This window comes from Microbacterium sp. NPDC078814 (assembly GCF_040702645.1).
Lineage (GTDB): Bacteria > Actinomycetota > Actinomycetes > Actinomycetales > Microbacteriaceae > Microbacterium.
The window spans coordinates 205,597-219,968 of record NZ_JBFBLT010000006.1 but is presented as its reverse complement, the minus strand read 5'-3'; the positions used below and the strand labels follow the sequence as shown (position 1 = coordinate 219,968).

General features: G+C 71.9%; 14 protein-coding genes. 8 read left to right on the top strand and 6 right to left on the bottom strand.

What is annotated here, in order from left to right; all coding sequences use genetic code 11:
* Positions 1–16 precede the first annotated feature (16 nt).
* The gene (locus AB0300_RS13730; protein ID WP_366216190.1) at positions 17–1,501 is read left to right on the top strand and encodes an amino acid ABC transporter substrate-binding protein/permease; all 1,485 of its coding nucleotides are present in this window, start codon (positions 17–19) and stop codon (positions 1,499–1,501) included.
* The gene (locus AB0300_RS13725) at positions 1,498–2,226 is read left to right on the top strand and encodes an amino acid ABC transporter ATP-binding protein (RefSeq protein WP_062766131.1); all 729 of its coding nucleotides are present in this window, start codon (positions 1,498–1,500) and stop codon (positions 2,224–2,226) included. The genes AB0300_RS13730 and AB0300_RS13725 overlap by 4 nt, the downstream gene beginning before the upstream one ends.
* A gap of 73 nt (positions 2,227–2,299) precedes the next feature.
* Here the strand turns inward: AB0300_RS13725 and purD are convergent, their stop codons facing one another.
* A complete protein-coding gene (gene purD, locus AB0300_RS13720; RefSeq protein WP_315108612.1) occupies positions 2,300–3,577 on the bottom strand; it encodes a phosphoribosylamine--glycine ligase in 1,278 nt (425 codons plus the stop codon).
* Between the two features lie 47 nt (positions 3,578–3,624).
* On the bottom strand, positions 3,625–4,299 hold the full coding sequence (locus AB0300_RS13715; protein WP_315108614.1) for a CoA pyrophosphatase: 675 nt from the start codon (positions 4,297–4,299) through the stop codon (positions 3,625–3,627).
* Positions 4,300–4,348: 49 nt separating this feature from the next.
* Here AB0300_RS13715 and AB0300_RS13710 point away from each other — a divergent pair, with 49 nt between their 5' ends.
* The gene (locus AB0300_RS13710) at positions 4,349–4,717 is read left to right on the top strand and encodes a sterol carrier family protein (protein ID WP_315108616.1); all 369 of its coding nucleotides are present in this window, start codon (positions 4,349–4,351) and stop codon (positions 4,715–4,717) included.
* On the opposite strand, the gene AB0300_RS13705 is transcribed toward AB0300_RS13710, so the two are convergent.
* Genes AB0300_RS13705 through AB0300_RS13695 form a run of 3 tightly spaced genes read right to left on the bottom strand, consistent with a single transcriptional unit; the run spans position 4,714 to position 7,663 of the window.
* Positions 4,714–5,487: a heme ABC transporter ATP-binding protein gene (locus AB0300_RS13705; protein ID WP_366216189.1), complete on the bottom strand. Its 774-nt coding sequence runs from the start codon at positions 5,485–5,487 to the stop codon at positions 4,714–4,716. The genes AB0300_RS13710 and AB0300_RS13705 overlap by 4 nt on opposite strands.
* Positions 5,484–6,557, bottom strand: a complete 1,074-nt coding sequence (locus AB0300_RS13700) for an iron ABC transporter permease (protein WP_085604773.1) — start codon at positions 6,555–6,557, stop codon at positions 5,484–5,486. The genes AB0300_RS13705 and AB0300_RS13700 overlap by 4 nt, the downstream gene beginning before the upstream one ends.
* Positions 6,554–7,663, bottom strand: a complete 1,110-nt coding sequence (locus AB0300_RS13695) for an ABC transporter substrate-binding protein (RefSeq protein ID WP_366216188.1) — start codon at positions 7,661–7,663, stop codon at positions 6,554–6,556. Before AB0300_RS13695 ends, AB0300_RS13700 begins: the two co-directional genes overlap by 4 nt.
* Before the next feature lie 162 nt (positions 7,664–7,825).
* Between AB0300_RS13695 and AB0300_RS13690 the strand changes: the two genes are divergently transcribed.
* Both AB0300_RS13690 and AB0300_RS13685 read left to right on the top strand, forming a co-directional pair.
* A complete protein-coding gene (locus AB0300_RS13690; protein WP_366216187.1) occupies positions 7,826–11,287 on the top strand; it encodes an HtaA domain-containing protein in 3,462 nt (1,153 codons plus the stop codon).
* A 94-nt stretch (positions 11,288–11,381) separates the two neighbouring features.
* A complete protein-coding gene (locus AB0300_RS13685; RefSeq protein ID WP_025104721.1) occupies positions 11,382–11,717 on the top strand; it encodes a hypothetical protein in 336 nt (111 codons plus the stop codon).
* Here AB0300_RS13685 and AB0300_RS13680 read toward each other — a convergent pair.
* The gene (locus tag AB0300_RS13680) at positions 11,714–12,319 is read right to left on the bottom strand and encodes a hypothetical protein (RefSeq protein WP_029989711.1); all 606 of its coding nucleotides are present in this window, start codon (positions 12,317–12,319) and stop codon (positions 11,714–11,716) included. The two genes, AB0300_RS13685 and AB0300_RS13680, sit on opposite strands and share 4 nt — an antisense overlap.
* Positions 12,320–12,471: 152 nt before the next feature.
* Between AB0300_RS13680 and AB0300_RS13675 the strand changes: the two genes are divergently transcribed.
* From AB0300_RS13675 to AB0300_RS13665, 3 genes are read left to right on the top strand one after another with little or no spacing between them, the layout of a single operon-like run.
* Positions 12,472–13,347, top strand: a complete 876-nt coding sequence (locus AB0300_RS13675) for a hypothetical protein (RefSeq protein ID WP_025104719.1) — start codon at positions 12,472–12,474, stop codon at positions 13,345–13,347.
* Entirely contained in the window at positions 13,344–13,766 is a 423-nt protein-coding gene (locus AB0300_RS13670) for a phage holin family protein (protein ID WP_060923665.1), read from the top strand. The genes AB0300_RS13675 and AB0300_RS13670 overlap by 4 nt, the downstream gene beginning before the upstream one ends.
* On the top strand, positions 13,763–14,329 hold the full coding sequence (locus tag AB0300_RS13665; RefSeq protein ID WP_085604786.1) for a DUF3618 domain-containing protein: 567 nt from the start codon (positions 13,763–13,765) through the stop codon (positions 14,327–14,329). Before AB0300_RS13670 ends, AB0300_RS13665 begins: the two co-directional genes overlap by 4 nt.
* Positions 14,330–14,372: the final 43 nt, after the last annotated feature.

Here is a 14,372-nt window from a genome sequence, read left to right as displayed (position 1 = left end):
CCGAGGAGCACTCGACGTGAGCCGCCACCCATCCTCTCCGCCGAGCCGTCTGCGGCGGTTCGGCCGCACCGCCGGCGCGACCGCTCTCGCCACACTCGTCGCCGCCGGGGCGCTGCTTGCCGGAGCCGCGCCCGCCACCGCGGCCGACGACGGCGAGACCTACGTCATCGGCACCGACACGACCTTCGCGCCGTTCGAGTTCACGAACGAGTCCGGCGACCTGGTCGGCATCGACATGGACCTCCTGCGCGCGATCGCGGAGGACCAGGGCTTCGAGGTCGAGATCCGCCAGCTCGGCTTCGACGCCGCGGTGCAGGCGCTGCAGTCGAACCAGGTCGACGCCGTCATGGCCGGGATGTCGATCACCGAGGAGCGACAGCAGACCTTCGACTTCAGCGACCCGTACTTCACCAGCGGCGTGCAGCTCGGGGTGCTCGAGTCCAGCGACATCGAGTCCCTCGACGACCTCGACGGCAAGACCGTCGCGGTGAAGACCGGCACCCAGGGGCAGACCTTCGCCGAGGAGAACGCCGACGAGTACGGCTTCCGGATCACGCCCTACCAGGACACGACCGACATGGTCGATGCGGTGAAGGCCGGACAGGCCGTCGGCTACTTCGAGGACTTCCCCGTGCTCGCCTACGGCATCCAGCAGGGGTCGGGCTTCCGTCTCGTCGGCGAGCCCGCGCTCGGCGGCGAGTACGGCTTCGCGGTGAACAAGGGCGAGAACGCCGAGCTCCTGGAGATGTTCAACGCCGGCCTCGCCAACCTGCAGGACTCCGGCGAGTACGACGAGATCGTGGACACCTACCTCGCGACGGGTGACGACGCGCAGGAGGCGCAGCCCACCGACATCATCTCGGTCGCGGTGAAGTACTGGCCGGCCCTCATGCAGGGTCTGTGGCTCACCATCCTCGCCACGATCGTCGCGGTGATCGCGGCGTTCATCCTCGGGATCATCTTCGGCTTCGGACGCCTGTCGAAGTTCGCGCCGTTCCGCTGGATCGCGACGGCCTACGTCTACGTCTTCCGCGGGACCCCGATCCTGATCCAGGCGTTCTTCGTGTTCTTCGCCATCCCGCAGCTGATCCCCGACCTCAAGTTCGACCCGTTCGTGGCCGGTGCGATCACCCTGTCGCTGAACACCGGTGCGTACATGACGGAGATCATCCGCGGCGGCATCCAGGCCGTCGACCCCGGTCAGGCGGAGGCGTCGCGCTCGCTCGGCCTCAGCCACTGGAAGACGATGCGCAAGGTCGTGCTGCCGCAGGCGTTCCGGATCATGATCCCGTCGTTCGTGAACCAGGGCATCATCACGCTGAAGGACACCTCGCTCATCAGCGTCATCGGTCTCGCCGAGCTGACGTTCGTCTCGCGCCAGATCATCGCCTCGACGTATCTCTCGGCACAGGTGCTGACGATCGTCGCCATCATCTACTTCGTCGTGATCACGCTCCTGACGCTGCTCGCGAACCGCCTGGAGAGGAAGGCCAACGCATGAGCAAGATCGAGGTCAGGGACCTGCACAAGTCGTTCGGCGACAACGAAGTGCTCAAGGGCATCGACCTCACGGTCGAGGACGGTGAGGTCATCGCCGTGATCGGCCCCTCCGGCTCCGGCAAGTCGACGCTGCTGCGCTGCCTCAACAAGCTCGAGGAGCCGACGTCGGGGCACGTGATCATCGACGGGGTCGACCTCACCGACAAGAGCGTGAAGCTGGACGAGGTGCGCCAGCGCATCGGCATGGTGTTCCAGCACTTCAACCTGTTCCCGCACATGACCGTGCTGGAGAACATCACGCTCGCCCCGGTCGAGCTCGGCCGCATGACGAAGGTCGAGGCCCGCGACCGCGCCCGCTCGCTGCTCGAGCGCGTCGGCCTGTCGGAGAAGGCGGACGCGAAGCCCGCGTCGCTCTCCGGCGGTCAGAAGCAGCGCGTGGCCATCGCCCGTGCACTCGCGATGGACCCGGAGATCATGCTGTTCGACGAGGCCACCAGCGCTCTCGACCCGGAGATGGTCGGCGAGGTGCTGCAGGTCATCCGCGACCTCGCCGAGGGCGGCATGACCATGGTGCTCGTGACTCACGAGATGGGCTTCGCGCGCGAGGTGTCCGACCGCACGGTCTTCATGGACGGCGGAGTCGTGGTCGAGGAGGGGACTCCCGCCGACCTGTTCGGCGCCCCCAAGAACGAGCGCCTCCAGGACTTCCTGTCCAAGGTCCTCTGACCCCGTTCGAGTCGCTCAAATGGCTGCATTCCCGGTCGGGATGCAGCCATTTGCGCTACTTCAACGGGGACGGTCAGTCAGCGACGCGGGCAGCGATGTCGGTGCGGTGGTGGGACCCCTCGAGGCGGATGCGGCCGAGGGCGTCGTAGGCGCGGTCGCGGGCGGTGCGGAAGTCCGGGGCCACGGCGACCACGTTCAGGACACGGCCACCCGTCGCGATGAGCGAACCCCCCGGGGCGTCGGGGCTCGCGGTCGCGGCGTGCACCAGGCGGACACCCTCCACGGCGGCGGCCTCGTCCAGACCCTCGATCGGGCGCCCCGTCTGCGGCGCCTCCGGGTACCCCTCGCTCGCCAGGACCACGGTGATCGCGACCTCATCGCGGAACACGGGCTCCGGCTGGTCCTCGAGCGTGCCGGAGGCGGCGGCGAAGAGGAGCTGGGACAGCGGGGTCTCCAGTCGCGGCAGCACGACCTGGGTCTCCGGGTCGCCGAAGCGTGCGTTGAACTCGATCACGCGCACGCCCTGCGGGGTGAGGATGAGCCCGGCGTAGAGGAGGCCGATGAACGGGGTCCCCTCCGCGTCGAGCTGCCGGACGACCGGGAGGGCGACGTCGCGGATGACCTCTTCCACGAACGCCTGCTCGCTGCCGAACTGCTCCGCGAGCCAGGGCAGCGGGGAGTATGCCCCCATGCCGCCGGTGTTGGGGCCGGCGTCGCCGTCGAGGGCCCGCTTGAAGTCCTGTGCCGGGCTGAGCGCGCGCACGGTGTCGCCGTCGCTGAGGAAGAACAGCGAGACCTCGGGGCCGGACAGGAACTCCTCGACGAGGACGGGGCCGGCCGGGAGGTACTGCTCCGCGTGGGCCAGGGCCTCGGCGCGGTCGGAGGTGACGATGACGCCCTTGCCCGCGGCGAGCCCATCGGCCTTGACGACGTAGGGGGCGCCGAGGTCGTCGAACGCGGCCTCGACCTCCGCGACCGTGGCGGCGCGGACCGCGCGGCCCGTCGGCACGCCGGCGGCGTCCATGACGCGCTTGGCGAAGGCCTTGGAGCCCTCGAGCTGCGCGGCGGCCTTGCCCGGCCCGAAGACGGGGATGCCGCGGCCGCGGAGCTCGTCCGCGACGCCCGCCACGAGAGGGGCCTCCGGGCCGATGACGACGAGGTCGACCGCGTGCTCGTTCGCGAAGGCCGTGACCGCGGCGCCGTCGAGCGGGTCGAGGGCGACGGGTGTCGCGTCCTGCGCGATGCCGGCGTTGCCGGGGGCGACGAGGATCTCGTGCGCGGGGGACTCGGCGCGCAGCGCCAGGATGATCGCGTGCTCACGGGCACCGGAACCGAGGACGAGGATCTTCACCCGTCCAGCCTATCGAGGCGCGTGCGCGAGGTTTCGGTGGGTCCCGGTCAGAGCTCGATGGGACGCTCGTCCGCCGTGGCCCAGGGCACGGTCCAGCCGGTGGCGTCGAACAGGGCGTCGAGCACCATGGCGGTGAAGCCCCACACGATCGTGCCGTCGACGTCGAACGCGGGCCCGCGGAACGTGCGCCCGGCACGGGACAGGGTCGAGGTGAAGCGGGTCGCCGGGTCGAGGAGCTGCGCGACGGGGACGCGGAACACCTCGACGGTCTCCGCGTGGTCGACGGCGACGACGCGCGACGGCGACTGCCACCAGGCGAGCACCGGGGTGACGAGGTGGTTGCTCGCGGCGAGGGGGATCACGGGGAGCGTGGCGAGCACCTCGACTCCCGCGGGATCGAGGCCGGTCTCCTCCTCGGCCTCGCGCAGCGCCGTGGCGACCGCGTCGGCATCGGCCGCTTCGGCGCGCCCGCCGGGGAAGGAGACCTGGCCCGGATGCGAGGAGAGGGTCGGGGCGCGACGCTGCAGCAGGACGTCGAGGTCGCGCGCGACGGCCGCATCGACAGTCGGTGCGGGGATGCGGTCGAGGACGCCGAAGAGGATGAGCACCGAGGCGTCGTGGGCGCGGCCCGGATCCGCGAGCGGAGGGATCGGCACGCTCCAGGAGTGGTCGGCCGCGGCGGCGAGCAGCTCGGCGCGGGCGCCCTGGGGATGCATGCTCATGCCATCGAGCTTATGACCGGGGCCGCCGCGGCGGATCTAGGGTGGGGGGATGGCCAGGAAGATCGACATCGTCGACGGACGCGCAGCGCTCGGTGCCGTGCGCGACGCGGAGGCCGCGGGGACGAAGCCGACGCGGCCGGAGCTCGCCACCGCGGTGCGCTACCTGCTGCAGCTGCTCGACGAGAAGGCGCCGGGCAACAGCGTCGAGGTGCGCGTCCCGCCGTTCGGAGCGGTGCAGGTGATCCAAGGGCCGCGGCATACCCGTGGGACTCCGCCGAACGTGGTGGAGATGGACGCCGCCACCTGGATCGCGGTCGCCACCGGCGCGGAGGCATGGGCGGACGCCGCGACGGCCGGACGCATCCACGCCTCGGGCACGCGCGCGGATCTCACCGGAGTCCTCCCGCTGCGCCCCTAGCGCCGGGCCACCACGAGCGGCACCCCGGTGTGCGGATGCGGGAAGACATCGACGGGCTGCCCGTAGACCTCCTCGATCCGTGCGGCCGTGAGGACCTCGGCCGGCGTGCCGGTGGCGGAGACCCGACCGCCCGCGAGCAGAGTGACGCGGTCGGCGTGCGCGAGAGCGGCGTTGAGGTCGTGCAGCACGACCGCGACCGCGACCCCGGCCTTCGCCCGCCTGCGGATCACCCGCATGACGTCTTCGTGATGCTTCAGGTCCAGGGCCGCCGTCGGCTCGTCGAGCAGCAGGATCCCGGTGTCCTGGGCGAGCACGCGGGCCAGCGCCACCCGCGCGCGCTCACCCCCGGAGAGCGAGGGGACGGAGCGCTCCCGCAACGCCGTGACCTCGGTCGTCGCCATCGCCGCCGCCACGGCGCTGTCGTCCTCCTCGGCGGCCGGGCTCCGCGCCCACGGCGTGCGTCCCATCCGCACGACCTGCTCGACCGTGAAGGGGAAGGTGACGGCGTTCTCCTGCAGCAGCACGGCGCGTTGCCGGGCGAGGTCGCGAGGACGGACACCCGTGACCGGACGGCCGTCGAGGAGGACGGTGCCGGACTCCGGAGCGACGTCCCCCGCGAGCACGCCGAACAGGGTGGACTTGCCCGCGCCGTTCGGCCCGACGAGGGCGTGCACCTCGCCGGCGTGGATGGAGATGGCCGCGTCGTCGAGGATGGTGCGTCCTTCCCCGACCCGCACCGTGAGCCCCTGGCCCCGCAGGCGCGGGCTCACGCCCATCCTCCCGACCGCCGCCGCGTCCGCACGAGAAGCCAGAGGAAGAACGGGCCGCCCACGAGGGACGTGATCATGCCGATGGGGAGGTCCGCGAGCGGCACCGCCGTGCGCGCCACGAGGTCGGCGGCCGCGATGAGGAGCGCGCCGCCGAGGGCGGATGCGATCACGAGCGGGAGGTGTGCGGGGCCGATCAGCATGCGCATCAGGTGGGGCACGACGAGGCCCGCGAACCCGATGATCCCCGCGAAGGCGACCGCGGCGCAGACGAGCAGTGCCACCGTGACGATCACGACCATCCGCAGCAGCTCGACCGGCACGCCCAGGTGCCGGGCGGTGCGCTCGCCGAGGGCGAAGAGATCCAGACCCGGCGCCACGATCAGGGCGACGACGATCCCGATCGCAACGAGCGGCGCGACGAGCTGGATGTTCGACCAGAGGGCGCCGTTCAGCGAGCCGAGCTGCCAGAACACGATCTGCTCGCGCGTCGAGGTCGTACCGAGGAACGTGAGGAAGGCCATGCCGGCGCCGGCGATGGCGTTGATCGCGATGCCGGTGAGCAGCAGCGTGACCACTTCGGTGCGACCGCCGGAGCGGCTCAGGAGGTAGACGGAGAAGACGGCCGCGAGACCCCCGAGGAAGGCGAAGGCGGGCGTGGTCCACATGCCGAAGGTGGCCAGGCCGAACGTGATGCTGGCCGCCGCTCCGAGCGCCGCGCCGGAGGAGACGCCGACGACGCCGGCGTCCGCGAGAGGGTTGCCGAAGATGGCCTGCATGAGCACGCCGGAGACCGCGAGCGCGGCGCCGACGAGCAGGCCGAGGACCAGTCGGGGGAGGCGGAGGTTGTAGATCACGCCGTCGTCGGTCGCCGCGGCCGGAGTCCCGGCGGTGTCGATGCCGAGGCCGCGCAGGAGGACGTCCAGGAGCGCGGTCGGCGACAGGTCGTACTGCCCGCTCGTGATCGACGCGACGCCCGTGACGAGAAGGCCGATGACGAGGGCGATGACGACCGTCGCGAAGCGTAGTCCCCGATGCCGGGTCGGCGTCGGGGTGACGACCTCGCCGGTCACGAGGCGGGTTCCGGCGCGTACAGGGCCCGCGCGAGGGCGCTGATCACATCGGCCGACCGGGGGCCGAAGCTGAGGATCTCGGCGTCCGCCATGTCGATCACCCGCCGGTGTGCTCCTGCGGGGGTCTCGGCGATGGCGGGGATGCGTTCGATGAGCCCGTCGACGCCGCCCACCGATTCCAACCCGTCCGTCATCATCACGAGCACGTCGGGCTGCGCGGCGACGAGTGCTTCCGCGGTCATCGGCTTCATGCCCTCCCAGCCGATCTCCTCCGCGACGTCGACACCGCCGACCGCATCGATGAGGGAGTCCGCCCCGGAGTCCTCGCCGAAGATGTAGTACACGTTGGCGCTCCCGCGTACGTACAGGAAGAGCATGCGTGCGCGGTCCGCCGCGGCGGACGGGGTGACGTCGGCGATCTCCGCGATGGCGGCGTCGAGCTCGGCGTCGAGGCGGGCGCTGAGCGCCGTGCCGCGCGTCGGGACGCCGAGGGCCGTGGCGATCTCCGTCACGAGCGCGTCGGTGGTGTCGATCCGGCGGTCGCTGGAGATGACGACGACCGCGATGCCCGCATCCCGCAGCTGCTGGCGGACCTCCTTCGGGCCGATCGTGGTGTCGGTGAGCACGACGGTCGGGGCCAGTTCGAGGATGGCCTCCGGGTTGAGCGTGTGCCCGGTCTTGGTGACGACCGGGAGATCCTCGGTGCCGGGGAACTGCGTGGACGCGTCGCGTCCGACGACCTGATCGCCGAGCCCGAGCGCGAACACCGTGGCGGCGATCGTGCCGGAGATGTCGATCGGGAGGATGCGATCGACGTCCGTGATCTCGACCTCGCGGCCTTCGCTGTCGGTCACGGTGACCGGGAGCGCCGGGGCGGTGTCGTCATCGACAGGCGCGACCGCGTGACTCGCGAGGCACGCGGTCGAGGGGCCCGTCGCTGCGCGCACGTCGGCGACCAGGTCCAGATCGGCGAGAGGAGTCGAGGCCTGCGGGCAGGCGTCGTCGACAGGGGGTGCCGCCGACCCGGGGCCGGAGTCCGACCCGGCGCACGCGGCCAGTCCGAGGGCCAACGCGGCGGCGAGAAGCAGGGCAGGAGCGCGTCGCATTAGGCAAGGCTATCCTAAAACTTGACGCCCTCACTGGCGCCCCTCTACGCTCGGGATCGGCGGCTTGCTTAGCCAAGCCTAACCAAAGTCCACCCTCGCCCGACTGCCATGCGGCGCCGCAGGGGCGCGCGATCGATCGCGCCCGGCGCGCCGCGGAGAACCGTGAACGCCACAGCACATACGCCCTCAGCGAGCACACGCCTGCGTGTCCTGCTCGCCGCCCTCGTCTCCTTCGTCCTCGTCGCCGCCGGGGCGATGGTCAGCCCACCGGCCCACGCGGCTGCGGCGACCGTCACCGCGGCGGTGTCGTCCGCCGACACCAGCGGCCTCACCGTGCAGGTGCGGGCCGAGGGGCTGCCCGACGTGACGGGCGTCTATGCCGCACTGATCGTGTCGGGCACCGAGAGCGGCATCTCCGCCGGTGGTGGCTACGCCGCGTTCGCGCTGCCCTTCCCGAGCGTGCAGCAGGGGGCCGCGTCCTTCACGCTGCAGGCGCCCGTGGCGTCCCTGGACCGGACGAAGACGTACGAGGTGCTCGTCTGGCAGCAGCACACCGCGCCGACAGCCGCCACGATCTACGGCCGCGGCGACGTCACGGTGACAGCTGCGCAGTGGGACACGGTCTTCGGAACGACGCCCGTCGAGCCGGGTGAGACGGAGCCGGGTGAGACGGAGCCGGGTGAGACGGAGCCGGGAGAGACGACTCCCGGCGAGACGGAGCCCGGGGAGACCGAGCCCGGGGAGACGGCCCCGGGCGAGACCGAGCCCGGGGAGACCGAGCCCGGGGAGACCGAGCCCGGGGAGACGGCCCCGGGCGAGACCGAGCCGGCGCCCGCCGAAGCCGCCATCGAGGTGTTCCTCGCCGACGGCACGACGCCCGCTGCGGGCGCTCGCCTCCAGGCCGGCGACGAGATCGTCGTCAAGGGCACCGGATACGACCCGACCGCGAACGTCGGCGGACGCGGCGTCCCGATCCCGTCGAACCTGCCCCAGGGCGCCTATGTGGTCTTCGGCAACTTCGCCGCGACGTGGCAGCCCTCGCAGGGGGCGCCGTCCTCGGCGCGTTCGGTCGGTGCTCAGGCCTGGGCGCTCGCCGAGGAAGTGCTGACCCAGGTTCCGACGCAGTACCAGGGTGCGATCCGCGCACAGTGGGTGGACATCTCGCCCGACGGCTCGTTCCAGGTCACGCTCACGCTCAAGGACACCCCGGCGACGCCCGGCTCCTACGGCGTGTACACCTACCCGGCAGGCGGTGTCGTCAACGCCGACCAGGAGCGCAGCGTCGCTCTGGACTACCGCATCGCCTCGGGGCTGACGACCACCGTGACCGCGGCGACGGCCGAGGACGGCCTCACGGTCACGGCCGCGGCGACGAAGCTCGGTGCCGTCACCGGTGCCTACGCCGCGCTGATCGAGAAGGGTACGGAGGCCGACGTCACCGCCGGAGGCGGCTTCCTCGCGATGCAGTACGTGCGCGGCATCACCGGCGGCGGCTTCAGCGTCGACCTGACCGCGGCGGCGAGTGCTCTGGACCGCTCGAAGACGTACGAGGTGATCGTGTGGCAGCAGCACACGATGCCGACCGCGGACACCATCTACGCGCGCTCCACCGTCACGGTCACCGACGCGCAGTGGAACGCCTTGCTGCCCTCCTCCGGACCGTCGGTCACGACCGCCGTCACCGGCGCCACCGCCGCGGACGGGCTCACGGTGAAGGTCACTGCCGCCGACCTCGGCGCGGTCACCGGCGCCTACGTGGCGCTCATCGAGGCGGGGACGGAGTCCGACGTGACCGCCGGCGGCGGCTTCCTCGCCATGCAGTACGTCCGGAACATCGGCTTCGGAGTCTTCGCCGTCGACCTGAACGCGGCGGCGAAGAACCTCGACCGGACGAAGACATACGAGGCGATCGTGTGGCAGCAGCACACGATGCCGACCGCCGACACCATCTACGCGCGCGCAGCGGTCACGATCACCGACGCGCAGTGGCGCGCACTGCTCGGCGAGAAGCCGACCGAGCCGAAGCCCCCGGTCACGCCGAAGCCCCCGGTGACGCCGACGAAGCCGGCCGCGACCGTCCCCGGCGGGTCGCTGCGCTGGGCCATCTCGTCCTCGTTCACGAACTACATCACCGGCCCGATCGCCCAGGGCGCGATCGCCGTGTCCGGTGGCGCCACCCGGTCCGGCGGCCAGTTCCAGTTCGGGCAGACCGTGGGCGGCGACTTCGACGCGGCTTCCGGACGCGGCAGTGTCGTCTACCGCGGTGCCGTGCGCTTCACCGGCCACCACGGGGTGCTCGACGTCACGGTCGCCGATCCGATGATCCGGATCACCTCGGCGTCCTCCGCCACGCTGTTCGTGACGAGCGGGGGTGCGCAGGTGCCGTTCGCGACCCTCGACCTCTCCCGCGCCGTCCGCACGACGGCCGGTGGCGCCGTCACCTACACGGCGGCACCCGCCGCCCTCACGGATGCCGGACGCGACCGCGTCCTCTCGGGGTACGGCACCACGCTCAACCCCGTCTCGTTCACGATCGGCTCCGTCGCCGCCGCTCCGTCGGGTACGACGGGAACGGTCGCGGCGGCCGCGGTCGTCCCGAAGGCCACGCTCCCGACGACCGCGCCGACGGCGGCCGGCATCGAGGTCGACGAGGAGAACCTCGCCGCGCTCGCCGCCGGGAAGACGGCCACGGTCTCCGCCTCCGGCTTCCGTGCGAACGAGGAGGGCATCAAGGTCGTCGTGTACTCGACCCCGGTGCTGCTCGGCACGGTGACGGCCGACGCGGCGGGCGTCGCGACGTGGTCGGGTGCCCTCCCGGCCACACTCGCGGACGGCGAGCACACGCTCACCTTCCAGGGCTCGGTCGATCGCGGTCTCGCGTTCACGCTCGCCAGAGCGACCACGGAGATCGGCGTGTGCACGGTCGAGGGGGCGACCCTGCACTGGGGCTACAAGGAGTCGTTCCGCACGTACATCGAGGGCATCGCGCGGGGCGGCTGGACGCTCACCGACGTGGCCTACGAGTACCCCGCCTTCGTGTGGTCGAACGGCACCGGTTCGCTGCACGACGCGGCGGGCTCGGGCCTGGTCACCTACGGCGGCAGCATCACCTTCACGGGCCACGATGGGGCGCTGAACACGACGCTGGCGAACGCGCGGGTCGAGCTCACGGGCGACACCGGCTACCTCGTGTTCGACGTGACCGGGACCACGCAGGCGGGAGAAGCGGTGGCGCAAGAGGGCGTGCGTCTCGCCGAGTTCGCCCTCGCGGACGCCGCCGTCGTCGACGGCGCGCTGACCCTCGATGCGGTTCCCACGACGCTGACCGCGGCCGGTGCCTCCGCGTTCGGCACGTATGAGGCGGGCGAGGAGCTCGACCCGGTCTCCGCCGTGATCCCGGTCGACGGCGCCTGCGGCACTCCCGCCGAGGAGGAGTCCGAGCCGGAGGCCGAGGCGGACGCGGCGGTGACCGCGATCAGCGCGCCGGTCGCCACCGAGGAAGCTCCGGTGTGGCCCTGGATCGTGGGCGGTCTGGTGGTCGTGGCGCTGGCCGCGACGGGCGGCGTGCTGATCGTGCGTCGCACCCGGAGGGGGGAGCCGGCCGAGACGACGACCGAGGTCTGAGTCCGGCGGCTACCGGAACCGCCCTCCCCGGTGATCGGGGAGGGCGGTTCCGTGTGCGGCTGCGTACGCCCGCAGAGGGTGGGACAATGGAGGCATGCCCTCCCACGACACCCACCAGACCGTCGAAGCGACCGTGCGCCGCGTACCGCGGTACGGCGTGCTCATGGGCATCGGGGTCGTGCTGGGCATCATCGCCGCCGGCATCTTCACGATGGTCGGCAGCTTCGAGCAGTCGCAGGCGCTCGACGTCGTCTACCCGCCTGGTCAGGTCTTCGGCTTCCTGCTGCTGTGGACCGTGCCGATCGGGCTGGCGCTGGGTGGCGTCGCCGGTCTCGTTCTCGAGCGGATCGCCCGCCGCCATGACCGCGTCGTGAGGGTCGACCGGGAGACCGTCATCGACGAGGACGACACGACGACCGACCGCGCCTAGGCGAGCTCGGCGATCACGGGACGGATGGCGGAGTCGAACGCCACGACGTCCCGGCGGAGCCCATCGGTCACCGCGACCGTGAGGTCGCCGATCCACCAGATCCCGCGCTGCGACAGCGGCAGCACCTGCACGTTCAGCTCGAACGAGTGCGCGCGGCGTCCGATATCGCGTTCGAACTCCGCGATCGCGCTCGCGTACGCCCGATAGGCGTCTCCGCCCGTGTGGCTCTTCATCGACCCGACGTATCGGTCGTGCGCGGCGTTGGCATACCGGAGCGCAGTGCCGGCATGCGGACGGATCGCGGTCGAGAGCGCTTCGGCGCCGGTCGCCGGGAGGGCCACCAGGGTGTCGAAACCGTCGATCAGCTCGAGCGGGACGCCGGAGTGGTGGGCCCGCGGCTCCACGGTCATGTCCCAGTAGCCCTGCCACTGCGTCTCGACCTCGGGGGAGGCGTCCGGAGCATCGGGCGCGCGCACGGACAGGTCGCGGAGGGACGGCAGATCGAGGGGCGCCCTGATGCCCAGCAGCTGGCGCAGGGCGAGCGCGACGAGCACGGGGACGCTCGCGTCTTCGCGGATGAGCCACTGCGGCTTGTCGGCCATGGCCCCCATCGTAGGCGGGTGCGGCAGCCGTGCGGAGTCCCGGCACGGTAATGCCCACTGCGAGCCGCGTCAACCCTCGCTGTGATCGCCGCACCCGGGGGTAAACCTGCTCACACGTCGGCGGCCGTCGGCGGGAGTCGAGAGGAAGAACGATGTCGCAGAGCAATGCAGAAGGTGCCGCGGGCAGCGGTACGACCGAGTCTCCGGGCGCCGTCCGGACCGCCGCGCATGAGGCCGCGGGTGTCGCCGACACGGCGAAGGGCCAGGCCGCGGACGTCGTCGAGACGGCAAAGGCCGAAGCGGGGGCGGTCGCCCACGAGGCCAAGGATCAGGTGCGCGACCTGTACCACCAGACCAAGACGGAGCTGTCGGAGCAGGCGGCGGTGCAGCAGCGCCGCGTCGCGGACGGACTCCGGTCCGTGGGCGGGGAGCTGGGCACGATGGCGGAGCGTTCCGACGGCGGTGTCGCCGCCGACCTCGTGCGCCAGGCATCGACGCGCATCCAGGGCATCGCGGGCTGGATCGGCGACCGCGACCCCGGGTCGCTGCTCACCGAGGTGAAGTCCTACGCGCGGGCGAAGCCCGGCACGTTCATCGCGGTGGCCGCACTCGCCGGTCTCGTCGCCGGCCGGCTGACCAGGGCGCTCTCCGAGGGCGCCGCGGAGTCCGCCTCGTCCGGCGCGGCATCGGGCTCCGGCTCCCCGTCGGTGGCGGGAGCGGCGGCACCCGCGGTCCCGCCGCGTCCCGTCGTCGCCCCGGCGACCACGCCCGGCGCCGTCCCCGGCAGCGCGGGCGCCGCGGGAGTGGTCGGAGGCGCGGGCACCGCAGAGAACACCACTCTCGGTGAGCCGCCGCTGCCCACCGACGGCACCGTGCCCGGAGCGCCGGACGGCATGAGCGGGATCGACGCCGGCACCGCCCCGTGGGGCGTCACGCCGCGCGGCGAGACGGTCGACGACGGGGACACCCCGCTCTACGACCGCACCGACGCCGCCACCCGCGGATCCGACGAAGAGGGGCGACCATGACCGACGCCACCCCCACGCCCTCGGAGCAGAAGGCCGAGACCACGTCACTCGGCGATCTGCTCAGCGAGGTCACCACCGATCTGTCGACCCTCATGCGGCAGGAGCTGGAGCTCGCCAAGGCCGAGCTCAAGCAGTCCGCCACGCGCGCGGGCCGGGGGGCGGGGATGCTCGGCGGAGCGGGATACGGCGCACTCATGGCCGTGTTCTTCCTGTCGGTCGCCCTCTGGTGGGCCCTCGGGGCCTATGTCACCGGCCTCGGCTGGTCGGCCGTGATCGTCGCCGTCATCTGGGCGGTGATCGCCCTCGTCCTGTTCGTGATGGGACGCAAGCAGTTGAAGAGCATCGAAGGGGCTCCGCGCACCGTGGACAGCCTCAAGCGCATCCCTGATGCGGTGAAGAGGAATGAGGAGAACAAATGAGCGATTCACCCGACGCGATCCGCGCCGACATCGAGCGGACCCGAGCGGAGTTCGGCAGGGATGTCGATGCCCTCGCCGACAAGGTCACCCCCTCGAAGGTCGTGCACCGGCAGACGCAGAAGATGAAGGGCGCCGTGCGCTCGGCGGTCGACCGTGTCATGGGCGCCGCCGACGACGCCGGGGACCGATTGGAGGATGCCTCCTCCTCGGTCGCCGACGCCGGACGGCACACCGTGGCCAAGGCGCAGGGCAACCCGCTGGCGGTGGGGCTCATGGCCTTCGCTGCGGGGCTCGTCGTGGCCGCCGTCATCCCCGCCTCCTCGAAGGAGAAGGAACTGGCCGAAGACATCAAGGAGAAGGCCCAGCCTCTCGTCGATGAGGCGACCGACGTCGCCAAGACCATCGGCCAGGATCTCAAGGAGCCGGCACAGGAGGCCTTCGCCGCCGTCAAGGACGAGGCCGCCGGTGCCGCCGCCCACGTCCGTGACGACGCGACCCACGCGGTCGACGAGGTCAAGAGCAGCGCGCAGGACGCCCGCGACAACGTCGCCGGCGGGAACTGATCCCCGCGCACCCGCCACAGGAAGGGCCCGGTCCGATCCGTCG

Excerpts from the sequence above, each read along its gene's own strand:
- AB0300_RS13725 (WP_062766131.1), top strand. The coding sequence starts at position 1,498 with ATGAGCAAGATCGAGGTCAGGGACCTGCACAAGTCGTTCGGCGACAAC.
- AB0300_RS13715 (WP_315108614.1), bottom strand. The coding sequence starts at position 4,299 with ATGAGCATGCATCCCCAGGGCGCCCGCGCCGAGCTGCTCGCCGCCGCG.
- AB0300_RS13710 (WP_315108616.1), top strand. The coding sequence starts at position 4,349 with ATGGCCAGGAAGATCGACATCGTCGACGGACGCGCAGCGCTCGGTGCC.
- AB0300_RS13695 (WP_366216188.1), bottom strand. The coding sequence starts at position 7,663 with ATGCGACGCGCTCCTGCCCTGCTTCTCGCCGCCGCGTTGGCCCTCGGA.
- AB0300_RS13685 (WP_025104721.1), top strand. The coding sequence starts at position 11,382 with ATGCCCTCCCACGACACCCACCAGACCGTCGAAGCGACCGTGCGCCGC.
- AB0300_RS13680 (WP_029989711.1), bottom strand. The coding sequence starts at position 12,319 with ATGGCCGACAAGCCGCAGTGGCTCATCCGCGAAGACGCGAGCGTCCCC.
- AB0300_RS13675 (WP_025104719.1), top strand. The coding sequence starts at position 12,472 with ATGTCGCAGAGCAATGCAGAAGGTGCCGCGGGCAGCGGTACGACCGAG.
- AB0300_RS13670 (WP_060923665.1), top strand. The coding sequence starts at position 13,344 with ATGACCGACGCCACCCCCACGCCCTCGGAGCAGAAGGCCGAGACCACG.
- AB0300_RS13665 (WP_085604786.1), top strand. The coding sequence starts at position 13,763 with ATGAGCGATTCACCCGACGCGATCCGCGCCGACATCGAGCGGACCCGA.